Source organism: Sodalis sp. RH24 (assembly GCF_047324145.1).
GTDB lineage: Bacteria > Pseudomonadota > Gammaproteobacteria > Enterobacterales > Enterobacteriaceae > Acerihabitans.
The window spans coordinates 5,151,014-5,171,800 of sequence record NZ_CP178729.1; the positions used below are offsets into that span (position 1 = coordinate 5,151,014).

Consider the following 20,787-nt stretch of genomic DNA (forward strand, 5'->3'; position numbering starts at 1 on the left):
CAAGGCTATTTTTAAGGTGTATTTTCGCACTAAAGCTCAGCATAGCTGATTCTGATACATTTCAATCAAAGTATTTTTAGTGAAATTTACTGATTCCAAAGGCGATTGAGGCGCCGCGGCAATAAACGGTCTGGTTCCGGTCTTTTTATATCATCCAGCAGTTCTCATTTACGCCGACCTCGCGCCGACATACTCCACCGGTTATGAAAACGGGAAGCCCATTTTCCGAAGGGAGGCACGGTCAAGCAAAAGTGTCGTGGTATGAGGATCACCTATTTAGGTGAATGAACCAGGTAGAATACCCGGCTCATGTTGAAAACAGCGGCAGTGTCAAATTTTGGGGTTCAGTACATCTTAGGCACTTCTTACCGTCGAGCGGCTTCAAAATTCCTCATTATTGCTAATGGATGTAGGGTTACGTAAAACTACGCATTAAGCTTTATAATCAATGCGTTGAATAATGCTTTACAATTAAGAAATTTTTAACCCGCTGCTTTTTTATCAAACCCTTTATTTTTCAATTTATCTTCTAGATAATTTATGAAGGCGGAGCCAACAACTTGACGCCCCAGGTTTAATTTCATTTTGCGTACTAACTTGAATTTAGAAATATCTTCTGGTGTCATCAATAGGTCAACAGGCGTTATACTATTTTGACTCATGTGAATAGTTCCAGCTTCCCCGTTTAAAATAAATTTACCACTTTTGTTCCAGGCGGCAATTTTATTCTTCAGAGCTGATATAAAATTTATTTCTTTACATATTATATTAGCCCAAGGATCGAGTATGTAATATTCATTGTTTATTTTAACACCACATGCTACGTGATTAGAATATTTATTTTTTTCAAAACTAATAAACTCTGGACATAAATGATAACTTTCACAAAAGGCATAAGTTATTCTTGCCATTTCGCCGCAATTCCCAACTTGATGGTCGACTGAAAATTTGATATATTCTTCAAGAAATCCAGTATTAGGATATTCACGGCATAATCCTAAGAGTCTTATCGTTTCGATGTGTTCATCCCAGCGAACTTTTATATCATCGTTGGTCTTTATCTTATTACTCGACTTGAAACGGCTACCCTTGAAAAAATACCGAGTTTTTTTTAATATGCCGTTAAGGAGTTTTAATTTATCATCAGACGTCACTACATTTGCTAAAGCTGCTGTCTTATCAACTTCAATTTTCTCTAAGACAACGACCAATTTCTCCGCGAATCCAGTTCTTATAATCCCAGCCGCAATAATCTTAATTAAGTCATGTGAGTAATCGTAAAACCCATAAACCTTACCTTCAGCATTAACTGAGAGATTCACAACTGCACCATTTTTGAATGCAAAACGAATCTTATCATACTTAACATCGAAAAAGGCGCGGCAGTGGTTAAATTCAACACATTCACCTTCCGTAGTTAATGTCTCAGCATAGCGAGAATTAATTACATCGATTAAAGACTCAGATAAATTGTCAAGGCTAATGAATTTCTTGTTCATTATAAATGATATGTAATCATTAGTTCTATTATTTTTAGGAGACACTACATGGTTTGATTGATTATATTTAAAGGGAGTTGTAAGAGTGTTTAATAATACTTTATTCGTAAATAATTCGCAAAATTTTAGATTTCCCACTGCTTTTTCGTCAAAAATCAGCTTTGTATTAACAGCAAAATTTCCCGCTTTTTTTAAACCTTGTAGGGGATTTGGCAAGAAGGAAGCGTCATCGTAAAACCTACGACATCCATATGAGGGCTTAGTGTTTATTGAGCTCGGTGAGTTGAATGTTAACGTAGTTTGCATGGGTTCTCCTGTGATCGTCTTAAAATTTTTTACACAACTTAATATTATTTACCTTAGGCCAGATAAATTAGAGGGTGCTCCAATTTTTCAGCACCATAAGTTAATATTAGCCAATGCAACAAGCATTAACTAGTAATAAATTATTTTCCCGCGTTGATTGAATAATAATTGCACACATCTTCTCCTTATCACATCTGTTGAACATTATGTGTTGGATTATGACGAAATACATTTTAATGATCCTTTAATGCCCTTCTGCCTACTACCTCACCTTTCTCTTTCACCCTATAAACAGGTTCATATTAATGATGCATGTTTCAAATTTCTTTAAGGTACGATTAGTGCAATCATTCAATTAGGCGTGTTCTCCAGAAATTAATAGCAAGCTTATGTGATATTGAGTGTTTGTCACATTAATTTTCACCAATGAACATATCCACCGATGACTTGTCCGAGAATGATGGAGGTGATATTAGAAAATATTTAATTCAAAATATACATAGCCATAATATTTATCCTGTCGTCGCTGACGCGTTGGATTAATTGGTTCACGCTTTATGGCCCGGAAGGTCTAAAACCATAGCCCCGGGACATGGGCGACGCTGGCCGTTTGAGTATATCTGCGCACTATTGAGTTAGCTTGTTAAACACTCGCCGGGAGATTTTGGCTATCAGCGCTCACGCTGGAGCACAAAGTTATTGGCAATCAAAATCAATGAGATAACAGGTTGTCGTTTACATGCTTCAACGGTGAGACATTGGCTTCCCGCTGCCGGGCTGGTGTGGCGAAGGGCAGCGCCAACGCTGAGCATTCGTGACCCACATAAAGAAGATAAAGTGGCCGCTGTTGCTGAAGAGCTTGCCCCGTGCAGTCATGAAAATCCAGTGTTTTACGAGGACGAGGTGGGGATCCATCTTAACCCAAAAATCGGTGCCGACTGGCAGCTACGCGGTCAGCAAAAACGCATTGTCACGCCCGGACAGAACGAAAAATATTATCTGGCCGGTGCATTGCACAGCGGGACGGGCAAAGTCAGTTACGCCGGCGGGAGCAATAAATGAAAACAGTAAGCCCATTTCCCGCAGGGAAGCACGGCCAAGCAAAAATGTAGCGGTATTAGGATCATCTATTTAGTGCTCTAACAATTTATCGATAGTCCCATTTAGTTGTACGGCTTTCATATCTTTATAAGTAGATTTAACGCCCTTAGCGTTCACCCCGGATATAGGCCGTTCCCAGGGCGTCGGGCAAGCTGGCGCGCCGGCCGAATGCGACCAGCACCACCATCACCGCCATAAACGGCAGCATCTGGATCACATCGGTGGGCATATCCACCCCCAGCACTTGCAGGGCGGTGGTCAACGACAGGCAGGCGCCGAACAGCAATGCTCCCCCCAGTACCCACAGCGGCCTGCCGCGCGCCAGCATCGCCAGTACGATGCCGATAAATCCGTTGCCCTGGGTCATGAAGGGCACAAAAATACCGGCGCCGACCTGCGACATAAAGGCGCCGCCAAGCCCCGCCAGCGCGCCCGTCACCAGTACCGCCAGCGTGCGTGTCCACAAAACGCTTACCCCGGCGGCGTCGAGGGCGGCGGGCTTGTCGCCGGCGGCCTGCAGATACAGGCCGAGGTTGGTATGGCGATAGACCACGGCAAACAGCGCCACGCAGCCCACCGCCAGATAGACAATCAGCGGCTGGTTGAACAGGATGCGCCCGATAAAGGGTATGCCGGACAGCAGCGGCAGCGCCACGCTGTCGATACCGCCCAGGCGGGGGTAGGTGCGGCTGAATTGCAGGTAGTGCAACAGCGCGGTGGCGCCTTGGGCGCCGAGCGTCAGCGCGATACCGATGACGATCTGATTAAGGCGCAGCCACACGCACAGCACGGCCATCAGCAGGGCGATGAGTATGCCGCCGGCAGCGCCGCCCAATAGCCCCATGCCCATGGACTGGGTCTGCCAGGCGGTATAAAAACCCAGGTAGGCGCCGGTGAGCATCATGCCCTCCAGTCCGATATTCAAGACCCCGGCCTTTTCCGATAACTGTTCGCCCAGGCCGGTCAACAACAACGGTACTCCGGCGATAATCGCCCCCAGCAGCAGGGACGAGAGAAAACCTTGCGTCAGTAAATCCATATGATTTGCCTCATTGCCCGCCGGCACGGCCGCGTCGCCGCTGCGCGACCATTTCCGTCAGGCCGAACACGATAAGCAGCACGGCTACCGTGACCAGGGTAAAATGGTTGGGAACGCCCATCCGCCGGGCCGCGCTTTCGCTGCCGATGGACAGCACCGAAAAAATAAAGACAAAGGCGATGGTGGCGAACCCGTTGAAGCGGGCCAGAAACACCAGCGGCACCACCAGCAGGCTATAGGCCGGGTTCCAGTCGGCGCGCACGTTGCCTTCGATGCCGATAACCTCCACCGCGCCGGCCAGGCCCGCCAGCGCGGCGGACAGGGCGAGTACCGCGATGGTCAGCGCCCCGACCGGCAGGCCGGCATGGAGCGCCGCGCGCGGATTGGCGCCGACGGTGCGCAACCGCAGCCCGAAGGCGGTGCGGTTCATGAGCCAATGCACCGCGATCACGGCAAACAGGCCAATCAGCAACCCGCTTGAGGTATGGGTGCCGAACAGCGGCGGCAGCCGCTGCGCATAAGGAAGGGTACGGGTTTCCGGCACGGTGGTGGCGGGATCGGCGAACACCAGCTTGACCAGTACATTGGCCAGCGAAATGCCTAAAAAGGACATCATCATCGTGGTAATGATTTCGTTAATATGCTGCCAGGCCTTTAAGATGGCCGGCAGAATCGCCCATGCGCCGCCCATCAACGTACCGGCCACCATTGCCGCCAGTAGCGTCAGCCACGACGGCGCCCCGAGCTGATTCAGCGGGGCCGCCACCGCCGAGGCGATAACCGCGCCCAGTAAAAACTGGCCGTCGCCGCCCAGGTTCCACAGACCGGCGCGAAACGCCACCATCAAACTGGCGGCAATAAGCAACAGCGGCCCCATGCGGGTCAGCGTCGCCTGCAGGCCCGAGGGCGTCATCAGCCCCTTTTGCAGAATAAAACCGTAATAATCCAGGGGATTGACCCCCATGATCCGCAACAGGGCGCCGGTGATCACCAGGGCGATAACCACCGGCCCCACGGACAGCCCGGCGCGTGCCAGGGCGGATTTAAGCCGGGCCGGCGACAGCCGTCGCCCCCAGGCAGGACCGGAGCGACCGCTCATGTCATGGCTCCGCTCATCAGCTCGCCGATGCGGCCCCGGGCCGCCGGATTATTCTCCACCATGCCGATTATTCCGCCCTGCGCCATCACTGCGATCCGGTCCGCCAGTTCCAGCAGTTCCTCCAAATCCGTTGATATCAGCAATACCGCCATGCCCGCACCGGCCGCGCGGCGTATCCTCCCGCGGATCGATTGCGTGTTTTGCAGGTCGAGCCCATGGGTCGGCTTGGCGAAGATGACCACCCGGGCCTGGCCGCTAAGTTCGCGCGCCAGCAGCGTCTTTTGGATATTGCCGCCGGATAGCTTGCCAACCGGCGTATCGACCGCCGGGGTACGGATATCGTATTCCAGGATTTGCCTGAGCGCGTGCCGTGCAATAGCCGCCGGCTGCACGATGCCCCGCCGCCAGAAGGGCGTGTCGCCTATCTGCTTGAGCAGCAGGTTAATCGAGACCGGAAAGGTGGCGACGGTACCTTCGCCCAGCCTGTCGTCGGTGACGTAGCGCAGACCGCGCCGGCGCCGCTGGCCGATGTTTTCATGGTCTATCCGCTCGCCGTCCAGGCAGATTTGCCCGCCGGCCACCGGGCGCTGGCCAGCCAGCGCCTCGGCCAGCTGTTTTTGCCCGTTGCCGTCGATGCCGGCGATGCCGACGATTTCACCGGCGCGAACCATCAAATCGATGCCGGCGACCGGCACCAGCGGATCCTCTACCGCCAACCCCTGCGCCTCAAGCACCGGCTTACCGGCTGTTTTCGGCGCCGGCGCCGCGGCTGCCGCGGGCGTCGCGGCGGCCTGGCCGGGAATGCCGAACATCATTTCGACCACTTCCTGGGTCGTCTGCGGGGCGGTAAGGGATTTGAGCCGTTCAGGCCCTATCTCGCCGGCTTTACGGCCGCGGCGCAGCACCGAGATGCGATCGCCCCATGCCAGCGCCTCGTTAAGCTTATGGGTGATGAAGACCACCGCCAGGCCCTGCGCCACCAGCCGGCGCATCAACCGCCCCAGTTCGTGCGCGTTGTCGGGCGTCAGCATGGCGGTGGCTTCGTCAAGGATCAGCACACGGCTGCCGCGCAGCAGGGTACGAACGATTTCCGCCTGCTGCAGCTCACCGAGTGAGAGCGATCCCGCCAGGGCGAACGGGTTGACCCTGACGCCGATATCCCGGGCGATGGCATTAACCCGATCCGCATAATGGCGGCGCGCGGGACGCCGCCACCAGGGATCGCCGAGGGCGATATTATCCACCACGCTTAATGCCGGCACCATCATGGCATGCTGGAACACGGTGCCGATGCCCAGCGCGCGGGCGCGACGGGGGGAGGACAGCGATTCGACCCGGCCCCCCACCGCGATATGCCCCTCGTCAGGTTGCTGCAGCCCGGAAAGCATGGCGACCAGGGTGGATTTCCCGGCGCCGTTTTCCCCCAGCAGCACATGAACCTCGCCGGGCCACAGCGCCAGGTCAACCTGGTCATTGGCGATAATGCCGGGATACCGCTTGGTGACCTGGCAGACGGTCACGACCGGGCAGGCCGATGAAGGCAGATTCTGGCTCATCATGATCTCGATAACGTTAAGCGGAGCGCGACGGGCGCGCCCCGGCCGGGGCGTTTGCCGCCGGACTATTTACCGCCGGCGGCCAGCAGGTCGTGCAGCGATTTAGCGTCGTAATCCGCCGGCACGGTGATTTTACCGCTGATGATGTCGTCGCGCACCGCGTTGACGCTCTGCCAGATATCGTCCGGGATATGGGCGGTTTTCAGCAGACTGATCGAGCCGTCCGCCAGCGAAGTCTTGTAGTTGTGGGAGCCGAATTTATCCTGCTTGAGATCCTCGATCATGGCGGTGTAGACCGGCGTCAGGTTCCACAGGACGGAACTGAGCAGGTTGCCTTTATCAATGGGGGATTTGTCGCCGATGACGTCGATAAAATAGACTTTGCCGCCGTCCGGCGCCGGGGTGGTTTCCACCGCCTGCAGCATGCCGAAGCTCGAGCCGTTGCCCTGGCCGAAGATAATATCCGCGCCGGCGGCGATAACGGAGGCCGCCACGCGTTTACCGCCCGCGGCATCGCTGTACGCCGCCGGGCCGATCACCGCGTAACGGATTTTAATATCGCTCCTGGCCGCCCTGGCGCCGCGGATAAAAGCCGAGGACTGCGCGTTCCAGGCCGGCGGCTCGCCGGAAACCACGATGCCGATGGTGCCGCTGCGCGTCATTTTCGCCGCCAGCGCGCCGGCCAGGTAGGCCCCCTCCTGGCCGCTTACCGTATAATCGGCCACTTTGCCGGCTTTTAACGACGACGGGCTGTCGGTGATGGCCACCGGCACATTGGCCTGCGCGCCGATTTCCGGCCCTGACTGGTTATAACCGCTGGCGTGGGCGATGATAAGCTGCGCCCCATCTTCCGTCAGGTCGCGCAGCGTGGGGCGGATATCGCCGTAGCCGAGGTTCTCCGCCACCATGACCTTGACGCCTTCTTTGGCACCGGCCGCCCTGGCGGCGCTGATGCCCTGTTGGTTCCAGCCGAAATCAGTGCCGGGTTCGGGGGTGACTATGGCGATAGTTTTAATATCAGCGGCATAGGCCGCTGAACAGAGCACCGACAGCACCGACATCGCAGCCGCGTATTTTAACCAACCTTTACCCATCATCTTCTGTCCTCGATACATTTTATTGTTGACAATACGGCTAATAAAATCTTTTCTGATGCATTCCTAACGGATAGGACCTGTTTACTGGAGCATTTTATGACACTAAAGGGGCTAGTATTGCCCTGTTTGTTTTTTTTCACCACCGCAATCTACGCCGGGGAATCAACAAATTATCAACGCGGTACGCGGGGATTAACCCCTTTTCTGGTGGTGGTGAATAACACCGGCCATCGTCCCCTGGATTGCGAAGCGACCACCGCCCACTGGTATTCGGTCCCGTTGGGCGCCGTTGCCCCCGGCGCGACGCTATCCACCGGGCTGTGGAAGAATATCGCCAGCGGCGAGGTGATTATCCTCAATGACCATCAGGATCGGTTGCCCGTTCAACGCTTCTGGTGCGGCGAGCAGGGGCGATCCTGGCAAACCCGCTACGAGGTGGCCTTGTCGACGCACCGGGGCGAAAGCCCGCGCTCCCTTACGCTCGACTGCGCCGGCGGCGCGGATCCCATCCAGTGCCGCGTCGCGCCCAGCGGTTTGTAGCCCGGGCGGTTTCTTAAACCCTTCTTATCCCGGCAAGACATAACGTTTGAATATTGCTTTAGCCCGTGCTTAGCTTAACCGGCCGGGTACGGTGGATAGCGGCAGGCCATAAAGACCGGGCCGGGATAGGTAAAAATAGCGCCCGGCGCGCGTAAAGCCGGGGCGTTGCGTTTTTGACCCAAGGGAAGGGGAATCACTATGACATCCGTGTTGGCAAAGGGTAAGCCGCACCGGCTTAAGACCGGCGCCGAGTTCAAGGCATCCCTGGAGGATGGACGGCGGCTGTGGGTTAACGGCAACAGGCTTGGCGGCGTGATGGACGACCCCGCGCTGGCGGCGGGGGTCAATGTGCTGGCGTCGATGTTCGACGACCAGTTCAGCGCGGAGCATGCCGACGCCACCACCTGCGTCGATCCCGCCAGCGGGACGGTGGTCAGCCGCGCCTGGCAAATTCCCCGGACCTGCGATGATCTGCGCGAGCGGCGCAAAATGATTGAATACACCTCGCTCAAGACCGGCGGCACCTTCGGCCGCCCGCCCGATCTGGCGCCCGCCATCGTCGTGGGACTCTATGCCCTGCTGCCTGTCTTTAAAGCCAAGCGGTCCGCCCTGGACGGCTGCCGTCCCGATTTTGCCGAAAATATCGAACGCTACCTGGCCTATGGCCGCGATAATAACCTGACCGCCGCGGAAAGCCTGGCGGGTCCGCAGGCCGACCGATCGTCGCCCAAGGCGGGCTGGGGGTCGCTGCTGCGGGTAAAAAGTATCGAGCGGGGCGGGATTCGCGTCTCCGGGGCCAAAACCGTCGGCTCCGTCGCCGCCCAGGCCAACGAGATTTTTTTCACCAACCTGGGGAGTCGCCAGGAAACGCCGCCGGAAGCCTGCATCTGGGGGGCGATCCCGGTTAACGCCGAGGGCATCAAATTGATTTCGCGGGAAATGGTCTCCCATCCCGGCGCCGATCCGTTTGACCACCCCCTCGCCGGGCTGGGGGAAGAAGCCGACCAGTTTATTATTTTCGATAACGTTTTTGTGCCCGCCGAGCGTATTTTTAATCTTGGCGATCCCGACGCGATGCGGTATTACGGCCCGGTATGCGTTTTTGCCCACTGGCATGTGCTGACACGGCTGGCGGTAAAGGCCGAGCTGTTTGTCGGCGCCGGGCAGCTGGTGCTGGATGTGCTGGGCACCGGCCGCATTCCCGCCGTGCAGGCCATGCTGGGGGAGCTGATTGAATATGCCCAAACCCTGCGCGCCTTTATCTATGCCGCCGAAGCGCAGGCGCGTCTTACCGAGGGCGGCGTAATGGCGCCCGATGCCGGCATGCTGACCGCCGGCCGCCTGTATTCCATCCGGCACTATCCGCACATTGTCCATATCCTGCAGGAGATGTGCGGGCAGGGGCTGGTGATGCGTTTTGGCAAGGCGGCCTTCGACAATCCCGATATCGGTCACGCGCTGCGGGAGTTATTGGCCGGCCACGGCGCCAGCGCCATGGAAAAAGAACGCTTGATGAATTTTATCTGGGATATGACCACCGGGGCGCTGGCCGGACGGGTGGCGCTGTTCGAGAACGTGAATGCCAGCCCGGCGCCGCGGCTGCGCGCCCGGCTATTCGAGGAAGTGAAGCGCGATGCGTTCGTCGGCCAGGTAAAAAAACTGGCCGGGCTGGCCTGATGACCGCACGGCCGCGGTTGCCGGGCCGCGCCAACACATCGCCGCCGGCAACGTCGCCGCGGCGGTTAACGGCCGGCGACGCTCTCCCGGGTTTCCAACTGACGGTCCAGGAAGTTCCCCACTACCTGCATGCAGGCCGCGCGCTCCTCTACGTGCGGCATATGGCTTGATTGCTCGAATATCACCCATTCGGCGCCGGCGATATGATCCTTGAAGGGCTGCACCACCTCCGGCGCCGCCTCGTCGTAGCGGCCCGATATCAGCAGCGCCGGCACCTGTATCCGCGCCAACCGGTCAATAATGTCCCAGTTTTTCATGGTGCCGATAACGTGGAATTCCGTCGGACCGTTCATGGCATGGTACACCGTCGGGTCGGCGTCCATGGCGGCGAAGGTGCGCGTGACTTCTTCCGGCCAGGGCGTAAGCCGGCAGACGTGCCGCTGGTAAAATACCCGGGTGGCCTGGCGATACGCCTCGCTGTCCAGGGTGCCCGCGGTTTCGTGCTCCACCAGACAGCGCTGTACCGGGGCCGGTAACTGGGCGCGCAGCCTGGCCGCCGCCTGTAGCCATAGCGCCATCGACGCCGGCGAATTGGCGATGACGATTGCCTTGAGACCTTCCGGGCGCAGCACGGCGTGCTCCGCCGTCAGCATCCCGCCCCACGACTGGCCGAGCAAGGCATAGTTGCTGCCGATGCCCAGATGCGCCAGCAGGTTATCCAGCTCCGCCAGGAACAGCGATACCCGCCAGAAGTCGGCTCCCTGGTCCGGTAAATGGGTGGAACGGCCATTGCCGAGCTGATCGTAATGGATGACCGCCCGGCCGCTGGCGGCGATATCGCGGAACGCGTCGACATAATCATGGGTGCAGCCCGGGCCGCCGTGGACCACCACCAGGGGTGTCTTGCCATTATGGAGATCGCCGCAGATGCGGTACCAGGTTTGGTATTGCTGAAACGGCGCGTAGCCTTCGGTAATGCTGTACATGACGGTTTACCTGTCGGTTAAGGATAACCTAGGGTAAAACAGCGCGCCCGGCGGCGGATAGCTAGAGAAAATGCTAGGTATTGCGCCGGCTCAGCTGTCGAGCAGGCGGTAATGCATCGCCCGCACCACGGCCTGGACCCGGTTGCTGGCCCCCAGCTTGCGTGCCGCGGAGTTCAAATGCAGCGTCACGGTGGCAATCGAGCGCGACAGCTTGCGGGCGATCTCCTTGGCGGTCAGCCCCTCGGCCGACCAGCTCAGGCACTCCCTTTCGCGTTTGCTCAGGCGCACATACTGGCAGGTCAGCATCTGGCGGTCGAATAGCGGATAAACACGCTCCTGAAAGGTATGGGCCAGCAGGCCCAGCTCCGCCAGAGTCTGGGTCAGATCGCGCTCCCGGCCGCCGCCGCTGACGATGCCGGTCAGGGTGGCGAATCCCCCCTGCGGCAGGTGCAGGGGCACCGTGGCGCCGCAGGGCATATTGTTGTCGCGCATATAGTGCGTTACAGGCTGATGTCGCTCACCGATGATATCGCGCAGCAAGGTCGTATCCGGGCGCTGATAAGACCAAACGAAAGGCGCGCAGCTTTTCAGGGCGTACAACTGCACTGGATCCACCTGGTAGTAGCCGCTTTCGGTCCATAGCTGCCGCATATCCTCCGGCACATTGCTCATGCGCAGCACCGACGGCGTAATGAGTTCGCCTTCCAGCGAGCGCGGCACCGGCGTGTAATCATAAATCAGCGCCTCCATGCCCAGCCGGGCGCTTTGCCGGTACAGGTATAAAAAGGCGTCGTCAAGACTGCAGCCGGCCTGCGGCGTCGGCAATGCATCGGTTACCACAATGCTCATCGGCCCCCCTTATCTCTTCCAGTCTCCATGGCGCCAGGGCATGGATCCTGCAAAGCCATTCCCGTATCGCTTCCGGCGCTCGCGACGCTTGTTGTCGGCCACCGGATGGCATGCAATTTGGATGCCACGCCGCCCGGGGACCGGAGGCGAAACCTAGCATTTTTACTAACTGTTCAGCGCCGCGGCTTATGCGTAGCGTAAAGACATCATCATGGCGGCGTGGCGCGGGCCGCCGGCAAGCACCGGGGGAGATATGTGGAGTGAGATCAGGCCTGACCGGCAAGTGGATATTGAGGTCGACGGTTATCGGGTGACGGCCTACGAGTTCGGCGCGGGCGACGAGACAGCGCTGTGCCTGAACGGCGGCCCGGGGCTGCCCTGCGACTACCTGCGCGAAGCGCAACCCTGCCTCAGCAACCACGGCTACCGGGTGGTGGCGTTTGATCAATTGGGCACCGGCCGGTCCGATCGGCCGGATCTGCCCGGATTATGGACCATGGCGCGCTATGTGCGTGAAGTGGACACCGTACGCCGGGCCATGGGACTGGATCGGGTGCATCTGCTCGGTCATTCCTGGGGCGGCTGGCTGGGCATCGAGGTGGTATTGCACCATCCGGGTGCAATCAAACGCCTGATCCTGGAAAATACCGCGGCGGATATACCCCATCAACGCGGCAGGGGGTAGGGAGAATGCACCGTTATCGCTTTGTCCTGTTCCGTCCGCTGCAACTGGTGCCGGTATTGCTGGGCATCAGCATCATCACCTTTATGCTGGTGCGCGCCATCCCGGGCGATCCGGCGCGCATTCTGCTGGGGGTACGCAGCACCCCGGCGGCGATCGCGCGTATTCGCGCCCAGTATGCGTTGGATCAGCCGCTATGGGTACAGTACGGCTATTTTCTCACTAACCTGCTGCACGGCGAGCTGGGACGCTCCATTGTCTATCGCGTCGATACCCTGAAACTGATTATGACCCGCATTGAGCCCACGCTGTGCCTGGTCGCGGGCAGCGTGCTGCTGGCGCTGCTGCTCACCGTGCCGCTGGCCGCCGTCGCCGCCCGCCGGCGGGGGAGCGCCGCCGACCAGGTTATCCGGCTGCTTTCCACCGCCGGACTGGGTTTTCCGGCGTTCTGGCTGGGCATTATGCTGATCCTGCTGTTCAGCGTCACCCTGGGCTGGTTTCCTGTCTCCGGTTATGGCGACGCGTGGAGCGCAAGGCTGCATCACCTGGTGCTGCCCTGCCTGACGGTGGCGCTGGCGCTGTCGGCGGTGCTGACGCGTAACCTGCGCGCCAGCCTGCTGGCGGAGCTGAAGGCGGATTACGTCACCGCCGCCAGGGCGCGCGGGCAGGAAGAGGGACGTATCTTCTGGCGTCATGTCATGCCTAACTCGCTGGTGCCTACGGTCAACCTGCTGGCGGTGAATATCGGCTGGCTTATCGGCAGCACGGTGGTGATTGAAAGCGTCTTTGCCATCCCCGGCATGGGCCAGCTGTTGGTCAAGGCGATATTCAGCCGCGACTATATGGTGGTGCAGGGCGTGGTAATGGTGTTTGCCCTGGCGACGGTGCTGGTCAACCTGCTGGCCGATCTGCTGACCGTGGCCCTGGACCCGAGGGTCACATTATGATGCCCGTCCAGGCCGTCCGCCATTTTTCCGTGCGCTGGCTACCCCGGCGCGCCGCGCTGCGCGCGGGCATGGGTATCCTGCTGATGTGGTGTGTGCTGGCGGCGCTCGCCCCCTGGCTCGCGCCCTTCGATCCCCTTTACCAGAATGCGGATGCGCGCCTGCTGGCGCCAGGCCTGCCGCACCCGTTCGGCACCGATAACTTCGGCCGCGATATTTTCTCCAGGATCCTCTGGGGGGCGCGCGTCGATTTGCAGATCTGCCTGCTGGGCGTGGTGTTTCCGTTTACCATCGGCACCATCGTCGGGGCGTTGTCCGGTTATCTCGGCGGTCCCGTCGACGCCTTTATCATGCGCTGCATCGACATTGTGCTGGCATTTCCCTTCCTGGTGCTGATGCTGTCGATTATCGCCATTATCGGACCGGGGCTGGGCAGCTTTTATATCGCCATGGCGCTGGTGGGCTGGGTTTCCTACGCCCGGCTGGTGCGTTCGCAGGTCCTGATCCTCAAGCATAGCGACTTTATGCTGGCGGCGCGCAGCCTGGGGTTTAGCCACGGACGCATTCTGTTCGCCCATTTATTGCCCAATGCCCTGACCGGCTCCATCGTGTTTTCCATGTCGGACTGCGTGCTGGTGTTGCTGAACGGCGCGGCGGTGAGCTATCTCGGCCTCGGCGTACAGCCGCCGACGGCGGAGTGGGGGGTGATGATTGCCGAAGGGCAGAGCTTCATCACCACCGCCTGGTGGATCACGACTTTTCCGGGACTGGCCATCGTGCTGCTGGCGATGGGCTTCAGCCTGCTGGCCGATGGCCTGGGCGATAAACTGGGGGCACGGCCATGAGCGCGCCGGTACTGCGGGTCAATCACCTGACCGTCAACAACCGCCAGGGCACCGCCCTGGTGGAGGATGTTTCCTTTACCCTGGCGGCGGGCGAAATGCTCGGCCTGGTGGGCGAAAGCGGTTCAGGCAAAACCGTCACCTGCCGGGCGCTGATGCGGCTGCTGCCTGGGGAAGGATTAACCATGGGCGGCGGCGAGGCGTGGCTGGGCGAGACCGATATCATGACCCTCGATCCCCGCCAGATGACCCGGGTGCGCGGCCATCAATTGGGCATGATTTTCCAGAATCCCGCCAGCCATCTTAACCCGGTGATGACCGTCGGCGGGCAGATCGCCGAAAGCCGCCGCGCCCATTTCGGCGCCGGGCGGCGGGAGGCGCGTGCGGCGGCCGTCGGCCTGCTGCGCCGGGTGGGCATCCCCGATCCCGAACGGCGGGTGGATCATTACCCGCATGAGTTCTCCGGCGGCATGCGCCAGCGGGCGATGATCGCCGTGGCGCTGGCCTGCGAGCCCAAAATCCTGATTGCCGATGAGCCGACCACCGCGCTGGATGTGACGGTACAGGTGCAAATCCTGCGTTTATTAATGGATCTGCGCGACCGGCTGGGCCTGGCCATCATTATGATCACCCACGATCTGGGCGTGGTGGCGCAAACCTGCGATCGGATCGCGGTGATGTATGCCGGCCGATTGTGCGAGGTCGGCGCCAAACGCCGGGTATTGGCGCAGCCGCTGCACCCCTATACCCAGGGATTGATCGATTGCCAGCCCGTGAGCGAAGGCGGCGGCGGCCGTTTAAAGACCATCGCCGGCCAGCCGCCGTCGGCGGATGGCTTTGCGCCGGGCTGCCGGTTCCATACCCGCTGTCCGCGCGCCGGCGAGGCATGTCCGTCCGTGCAACCGCCGCTGCTGGCCGCGCGCGGCGATCCGGCCCACGGCGCGGCCTGTTTTTATCCTCTGCATGCGTTAACCCACCGGGAGGGATCATGATCACCAACGCCTATCCATTATTGGAAGTCGATGAGCTGCGGGTGTCGTTTCCCCTGTCCGGCGGCAATCCGCTGCGCTGGAACCGGCCGCGGGTTCAGGCGGTGAACGGCGTATCGCTGCGTATCCACCCCGGTGAAACCCTGGGACTGGTGGGCGAGTCCGGCAGCGGTAAAAGCACGCTCGGCCGCGCCATCCTGCAATTGGAGAAAAGCACCGGCGGCAGCGTACGTTTCGACGGCCGCGACGTAACCCACGGCCTGACGAGCGATATCGCCCGCCTGCGCCGGCAGACGGCGATGATTTTCCAGGACCCGTTTTCATCGCTCAATCCCCGCCAGACCATCGGCGCCGCCATCGCCGAAGTGCTGCGCGTGCATCGCAAAGTGCCGCCGGGGGCGATAACCGCCCGGGTGGCCGAACTGCTGACGCTGGTGGGGCTGCAGCCGGCGCAGGCGGATAAGCGGCCGGGCGCCCTGAGCGGCGGGCAGTGCCAGCGGGCCGGCATCGCCCGCGCTCTGGCGCTGGAGCCGCGGCTGATGGTGGCGGATGAATGCGTTGCCGCGCTGGATGTCTCCATCCAGGGGCAGATTATCAATCTGCTGATGGATCTGCGTGAGCGCATGGGGCTGGCGATACTGTTTATCGCCCACGATCTGGCCATTGTCCGCCGCCTGTGCGATCGGGTGGCCGTAATGTACCTGGGACGTATTGTCGAGGAAGGCCCGGTGGAATCGGTATTCCATTTGCCGCGCCATCCGTATACCGCGGCGCTGGTGGCGGCCATTCCGGAAATCAACCCCGATCTGCCGTTGCCCGCCGAGCCGCTGGCCGGCGAACCGCCCAGCCCGATTGCCATTCCGCCGGGGTGCGCCTTTCATCCCCGCTGCCGTTATGCCCGACCCGCTTGCCGTACCGGTTCCACCCCTGATACCCGGCATGTTGCCGACCATGCTTTTGCCTGTGTGCTCGACAGAAATACCGGCGAAGCCGACTTTCCTTTTCAATGAGGTATGTTAACCATGAAGCGTAAGCATTTTAACGTTGCCGCCGCCGCGGTCTTTCTGGCGCTCAGCGCGGTCGGCCAAATCGCCGAAGCCGCCGGGGTATTGAGCATTGGCCGGCGCGAGGATTCCACGACCTTCGATCCGATTAAGTCGGCGCAAAACGCCGATAACTGGGTGTTTTCCAATGTATTCGACGTGCTGGTGCGGGTGGATAAAAACGGCACGCGCCTGGAGCCGGGGCTGGCGGAAAGCTGGGAAATCTCCCCCGACGGCAAGGTCTATACCTTTAAGATGCGCGATGCCAAATTCTCCGACGGGTCGCCGGTGACCGCACAGGATGCGGTGTTCAGCCTGCTGCGCATCCGCGATAATGAAGGGTCCTTATGGCGCGACTCCTACAGCGTCATCGATAAAGCCGAAGCCACCGGCCCCCACACCCTGGTGGTAACGTTGAAAACGCCGTCCGCGCCGTTCCTCTCGCAGCTGGCGCTGCCGAATGTGTCGGTGCTGCCGGAAAAAGTGGTGAAAGCCATGGGCGAGGAGGCGTTTGCCGAAAAACCGGTGGGCTCGGGCGCCTTTAGCGTCAAGTCCTGGACCCGTGGCGAAAAGGTGGTGCTGGTGAAGAACCCCTATTTCTGGCAGGCGGATCGCGTCAAGCTGGACGGCGTGGAATGGCTGACGCTGCCGGACGACAACACACGCATGCTGAAAGTGCAGGCGGGTGAGCTGGACGCGGCGCTATCGGTGCCGTTTTCCCGCATCGCGTCATTGCAAAAAGACCCCAACCTGGACGTGCATCTGGATCGATCCACCCGCGAGGATCATTTGCTGATTAACCACGAGCATGGCGCGTTGGCCAAGGTCGAGGTGCGCCAGGCGCTGGATTTCGCCATTGATAAAAAAGCCATTGTCGATACCGTGACCTTCGGTTTCGGCCATGTCGCCAACTCTTATATTCCCGAGGGCGCGCTGTTTCATTATGCGGACAACCTGCAGCGTCCCTACGATCCCGAGAAAGCCAGGCAGATGCTTAAGGCCGCCGGCGCGTCGGATCTGAAGCTGAATTATGTCGTCAACGCCGGGGATGAGGTGGACGAGCAGATCGCCATTCTGCTGCAACAGCAACTGGCCAAGGCCGGGGTAACGGTGAACCTGCAAAAGGTCGACCCAAGCCAGAGCTGGGATATGCTGGTGGCGGGCGAATATGATATTTCGGTGATGTACTGGACCAACGATATCCTCGATCCGGATCAGAAAACCACCTTTGTGCTGGGCCATGACGCCAATATGAATTACATGACCCGCTATCATAACGATAAGGTCAAGGATCTGGTGGCCGCGGCGCGGGTGGAAATGAATGCCGGCAAGCGGCAGCAGATGTATATCGACCTGCAAAAAATGGCCAAGGCGGACGTGAACTGGATCGATTTATATTACAGCCCCTATCGCAACGTCAGCCGCAAGAATATCAAGGATTTTTACCAGAATCCGCTGGGACGTTTCGCGCTTGAGGATACCGATAAGCTCTAGCCCGAGGGCAGGGGGCGGACATGCGCATGCTCCCTGCACCGGCACGCGTCAGACGGCGGTGAATTCCCCCTTTATCTGCACCAAAAAGCATCATGGCGCCCGTGTTTATGCCTCCCGGCCGGCGCTTTAATCAACGATTCGGCTGTTTTATCAGCATATTGGCCTCAATTCACCGTGCTCCGCTGATGTGGTATGACCTTTGCACCTTTACAAATACTTACATAGCCTAGGACACCATTATGCAAAGCACAAAAGTGGCACCGGTTTTGAAGCGTACGCTGGGGAGTTTCCATTTGTGGGGCATCGCCGTGGGCCTGGTGATTTCCGGCGAGTATTTCGGCTGGAGCTACGGCTGGGCCCAGGCGGGCACGCTGGGCTTCCTGGTCACCGCGGTGGCGGTGGCGGCCATGTATTGCGCCTTTATCTTCAGCTTCACCGAACTGACCACCTCCATACCCCATGCGGGCGGTCCCTTCGCCTACGCCCATCGCGCGTTCGGTCCCACCGGCGGTTTTATTGCCGGTTTCGCCACCCTGGTGGAATTTGTCTTTGCCCCGCCGGCCATCGCCATGGCCATCGGCGCCTATCTTAACGTGCAGTTTCCGGCGCTGGAACCGCGCTGGGTGGCCCTGGCCGCCTATCTGGTGTTTATGACGCTGAATATTCTCGGCGTCAGTATCGCCGCCACGTTCGAGCTACTGGTCACCCTGCTGGCGATATTTGAGCTGTTGGTGTTTATGGGCGTGGTGGCGCCGGGCTTCGACCTGGCCAACTTTACCCGCGGCGGCTGGGCCGGCGCGGAACACTTCAGCGTCGGCGCGTTTTCCGGTATTTTTGCCGCCATTCCGTTTGCCATCTGGTTTTTCCTCGCCATTGAAGGCGCCTCCATGGCGGCCGAAGAGGCCAAGGATCCCCAGCGCACCATTCCCCGCGCCTTTATCGGCGGCATCCTGACCTTAACGGCGCTGGCGCTCGGCGTGATGGTGTTTGCCGGCGGGGTGGGCGACTGGACCAAACTGGCCAATATCAACGACCCGCTGCCGCAGGCGATGAAGATTATCGTCGGCGGCAGCAGCGGCTGGCTGCATATGCTGGTCTGGCTGGGACTGTTCGGGCTGATTGCGTCGTTCCACGGTATTATCATGGGATACTCGCGCCAGATTTTCGCCCTGGCGCGCGCCGGCTACCTGCCGAAACCGCTCTCCAGGATCAACCGGCGTTTTCGCACGCCGCATCTGGCGATCGTTGCCGGCGGCGTGGTGGGCATCGCGGCGATTTTTTCCGATTCCCTGATTATCATCGGCGGCCAGCCGTTAACCGCCAACATCGTTACCATGTCGGTATTCGGTGCTATTGTAATGTATATCATCTCCATGGCGTCGCTGTTTAAACTGCGCCGCCTTGAACCCCGGCTTATCCGCCCGTTCCGCGCGCCGCTGTATCCGTTTGCCCCGGCGCTGGCGCTGGTGATGGCGGTCATCTGCCTGGTGGCGATGATCTATTACAATCAAATGCTGTTTATGATTTTCGCCATAATGATGTTATTGGGTTATGCCTATTTCCGCCTGACGCGTTATGCCCGCGACGCGGCGGCGCCGGATCCGCAGCTGACGTTATCGGACTGATCCCGGAGGGTTGATGTTTCACGCCACGCTAAGTCATCGCAGCTACCGTTTTGCCGATTTGCGCGAACTGATGGCCAAGGCATCGCCGGCGCGTTCCGGCGATTACCTGGCCGGAGTGGCCGCCGGCAGCGCCGAGGAGCGTATGGCGGCGCGCATTGCGCTGGCGGATGTGCCGCTGACGGTATTTTTGCAGCAGCCGCTTATTCCTTATGAAACGGATGAGGTCACGCGCCTGATTATCGACGGTCACGACGCGGCGGCCTTTGCTCCCATCGCCCACCTGACGGTGGGCGATTTCCGCGACTGGCTGCTGTCCGAGCGCACCGACAGCGCCCGCCTGACCCAGGTCGCCGCGGGCATCATGCCGGAAATGGCCGCGGCGGTAAGCAAAATCATGCGTAACCAGGATCTGATCCTGGTGGCGAAAAAATGCCGCGTGATCACCCGCTTTCGCAATACCATCGGCCTGCCGGGCCATATGAGCGTCCGGCTGCAGCCCAATCATCCCACCGACGATCTCAAAGGCATCGCCGCCAGCATGCTCGACGGTTTGCTGTATGGCAGCGGCGATGCGGTGATCGGCATCAATCCCGCCAGCGACAGCCTGCCGCTGTTGGAAAAACTCAACTATATGCTCGATGACGTGATCAGCAGTTTTGCCATTCCCACCCAATCCTGCGTGCTGACCCATGTCACCAATACCATCAAGCTGATTGAGCGCGGCGCGCCGGTAGATTTGGTCTTCCAGTCGATAGCCGGCACCGAGGCGGCCAACGCCGGTTTCGGCATCAACCTCGCGCTGCTGGATGAAGCCCGGCAGGCGGCGCTGAGCCTGAACCGGGGCACGCTGGGCGACAACGTGATGTACTTCGAGACCGGGCAGGGCAGTTGCCTGTCGGCCAATGCCCATCACGGCGTCGATCAGCAGACCTGCGAAGCCCGCGCCTATGCCATCGCGCGCCGCTTTAAACCCTTGCTTATCAATACCGTGGTGGGGTTTATCGGACCGGAATATCTGTATGACGGCAAACAGATTATCCGCGCCGGGCTGGAAGATCATTTTTGCGGCAAGCTGCTGGGCGTGCCGCTGGGGTGCGATGTCTGCTACACCAATCATGCCGAGGCCGACCAGGATGATATGGACACGCTGCTGACCCTGCTGGCCGCCGCCGGGCTGACGTTCTTGATCGGGGTGCCGGGCGCGGACGATATCATGCTGAATTATCAAAGCACATCGTTCCATGACGCCCTGTATGTACGCGAGCTGTTCGGGCTCAAACATGCCCCGGAGTTTTCCGCCTGGCTGCAGCGTATGCAGATTATCAACGCCGACGGGATGCTGCGCGACACCAGCGGCCAGCATCCCCTGCTGCAACATCATGTCCTGGAGTGAGCCATGAGTAAAACTGTCCCGAAGCC

The 20,787-nt window shown here is 59.2% G+C and carries 16 protein-coding genes and 2 pseudogenes; 11 read left to right on the forward strand and 7 right to left on the reverse strand.

Annotated features, from left to right (window positions below; all coding sequences use genetic code 11):
• Positions 1 to 482: 482 nt before the first annotated feature.
• Entirely contained in the window at positions 483 to 1,805 is a 1,323-nt protein-coding gene (locus ACL2XG_RS23425; protein ID WP_413723379.1) for a transglutaminase-like domain-containing protein, read from the reverse strand.
• 520 nt (positions 1,806 to 2,325) lie between these two features.
• On the opposite strand from ACL2XG_RS23425, the pseudogene ACL2XG_RS23430 reads away from it, so the two are divergent.
• Positions 2,326 to 2,864: pseudogene (locus tag ACL2XG_RS23430) on the forward strand (IS630 family transposase); the annotation flags it as partial.
• A 148-nt stretch (positions 2,865 to 3,012) separates the two neighbouring features.
• On the opposite strand, the gene ACL2XG_RS23435 reads toward ACL2XG_RS23430, so the two are convergent.
• The 4 genes from ACL2XG_RS23435 to ACL2XG_RS23450 form a co-directional block, all read right to left on the reverse strand.
• Entirely contained in the window at positions 3,013 to 3,945 is a 933-nt protein-coding gene (locus ACL2XG_RS23435; protein ID WP_413723378.1) for a putative B6 ABC transporter permease subunit 1, read from the reverse strand.
• A gap of 10 nt (positions 3,946 to 3,955) precedes the next feature.
• Positions 3,956 to 5,044, reverse strand: a complete 1,089-nt coding sequence (locus ACL2XG_RS23440; protein ID WP_413723377.1) for a putative B6 ABC transporter permease subunit 2 — start codon at positions 5,042 to 5,044, stop codon at positions 3,956 to 3,958.
• Positions 5,041 to 6,603, reverse strand: a complete 1,563-nt coding sequence (locus ACL2XG_RS23445; RefSeq protein ID WP_413723376.1) for a putative B6 ABC transporter ATP-binding protein — start codon at positions 6,601 to 6,603, stop codon at positions 5,041 to 5,043. The genes ACL2XG_RS23440 and ACL2XG_RS23445 overlap by 4 nt, the downstream gene beginning before the upstream one ends.
• A gap of 62 nt (positions 6,604 to 6,665) precedes the next feature.
• Positions 6,666 to 7,697, reverse strand: a complete 1,032-nt coding sequence (locus tag ACL2XG_RS23450) for a putative B6 ABC transporter substrate-binding protein (protein ID WP_413723375.1) — start codon at positions 7,695 to 7,697, stop codon at positions 6,666 to 6,668.
• 96 nt (positions 7,698 to 7,793) lie between these two features.
• On the opposite strand from ACL2XG_RS23450, the gene ACL2XG_RS23455 reads away from it, so the two are divergent.
• Entirely contained in the window at positions 7,794 to 8,237 is a 444-nt protein-coding gene (locus ACL2XG_RS23455) for a hypothetical protein (protein WP_413723374.1), read from the forward strand.
• A 198-nt stretch (positions 8,238 to 8,435) separates the two neighbouring features.
• Positions 8,436 to 9,914, forward strand: a complete 1,479-nt coding sequence (locus ACL2XG_RS23460) for a 4-hydroxyphenylacetate 3-hydroxylase N-terminal domain-containing protein (protein ID WP_413723373.1) — start codon at positions 8,436 to 8,438, stop codon at positions 9,912 to 9,914.
• Positions 9,915 to 9,979: 65 nt separating this feature from the next.
• Here ACL2XG_RS23460 and ACL2XG_RS23465 read toward each other — a convergent pair whose 3' ends face one another.
• Both ACL2XG_RS23465 and ACL2XG_RS23470 read right to left on the reverse strand, forming a co-directional pair.
• Positions 9,980 to 10,900: a proline iminopeptidase-family hydrolase gene (locus tag ACL2XG_RS23465; RefSeq protein ID WP_413723372.1), complete on the reverse strand. Its 921-nt coding sequence runs from the start codon at positions 10,898 to 10,900 to the stop codon at positions 9,980 to 9,982.
• A 90-nt stretch (positions 10,901 to 10,990) separates the two neighbouring features.
• Positions 10,991 to 11,749, reverse strand: coding sequence for a LuxR family transcriptional regulator (locus ACL2XG_RS23470; protein WP_410014127.1), 759 nt, complete (start codon positions 11,747 to 11,749; stop codon positions 10,991 to 10,993).
• A 253-nt stretch (positions 11,750 to 12,002) separates the two neighbouring features.
• On the opposite strand from ACL2XG_RS23470, the pseudogene ACL2XG_RS23475 reads away from it, so the two are divergent.
• From ACL2XG_RS23475 to ACL2XG_RS23510, 8 genes and pseudogenes are all read left to right on the forward strand, one after another.
• Positions 12,003 to 12,416, forward strand: a pseudogene (locus ACL2XG_RS23475) (alpha/beta fold hydrolase); the annotation flags it as partial.
• A 23-nt stretch (positions 12,417 to 12,439) separates the two neighbouring features.
• The gene (locus ACL2XG_RS23480) at positions 12,440 to 13,378 is read left to right on the forward strand and encodes an ABC transporter permease (protein WP_410014128.1); all 939 of its coding nucleotides are present in this window, start codon (positions 12,440 to 12,442) and stop codon (positions 13,376 to 13,378) included.
• Positions 13,375 to 14,220 (forward strand): ABC transporter permease, encoded by an 846-nt coding sequence (locus tag ACL2XG_RS23485; RefSeq protein WP_410014129.1) that lies wholly within the window; start codon positions 13,375 to 13,377, stop codon positions 14,218 to 14,220. The genes ACL2XG_RS23480 and ACL2XG_RS23485 overlap by 4 nt, the downstream gene beginning before the upstream one ends.
• Positions 14,217 to 15,209 (forward strand): ABC transporter ATP-binding protein, encoded by a 993-nt coding sequence (locus tag ACL2XG_RS23490; protein WP_413723371.1) that lies wholly within the window; start codon positions 14,217 to 14,219, stop codon positions 15,207 to 15,209. Before ACL2XG_RS23485 ends, ACL2XG_RS23490 begins: the two co-directional genes overlap by 4 nt.
• Entirely contained in the window at positions 15,206 to 16,216 is a 1,011-nt protein-coding gene (locus tag ACL2XG_RS23495) for an ABC transporter ATP-binding protein (RefSeq protein ID WP_410014131.1), read from the forward strand. Before ACL2XG_RS23490 ends, ACL2XG_RS23495 begins: the two co-directional genes overlap by 4 nt.
• Positions 16,217 to 16,228: 12 nt before the next feature.
• Positions 16,229 to 17,743: an ABC transporter substrate-binding protein gene (locus ACL2XG_RS23500; protein WP_410014132.1), complete on the forward strand. Its 1,515-nt coding sequence runs from the start codon at positions 16,229 to 16,231 to the stop codon at positions 17,741 to 17,743.
• A 239-nt stretch (positions 17,744 to 17,982) separates the two neighbouring features.
• The gene (gene eat, locus ACL2XG_RS23505) at positions 17,983 to 19,368 is read left to right on the forward strand and encodes an ethanolamine permease (protein ID WP_410014133.1); all 1,386 of its coding nucleotides are present in this window, start codon (positions 17,983 to 17,985) and stop codon (positions 19,366 to 19,368) included.
• A 13-nt stretch (positions 19,369 to 19,381) separates the two neighbouring features.
• Positions 19,382 to 20,761 carry an ethanolamine ammonia-lyase subunit EutB gene (locus tag ACL2XG_RS23510; protein ID WP_410014134.1) on the forward strand — a complete coding sequence of 460 codons (1,380 nt, stop codon included), beginning with the start codon at positions 19,382 to 19,384 and terminating at the stop codon, positions 20,759 to 20,761.
• Positions 20,762 to 20,787: the final 26 nt, after the last annotated feature.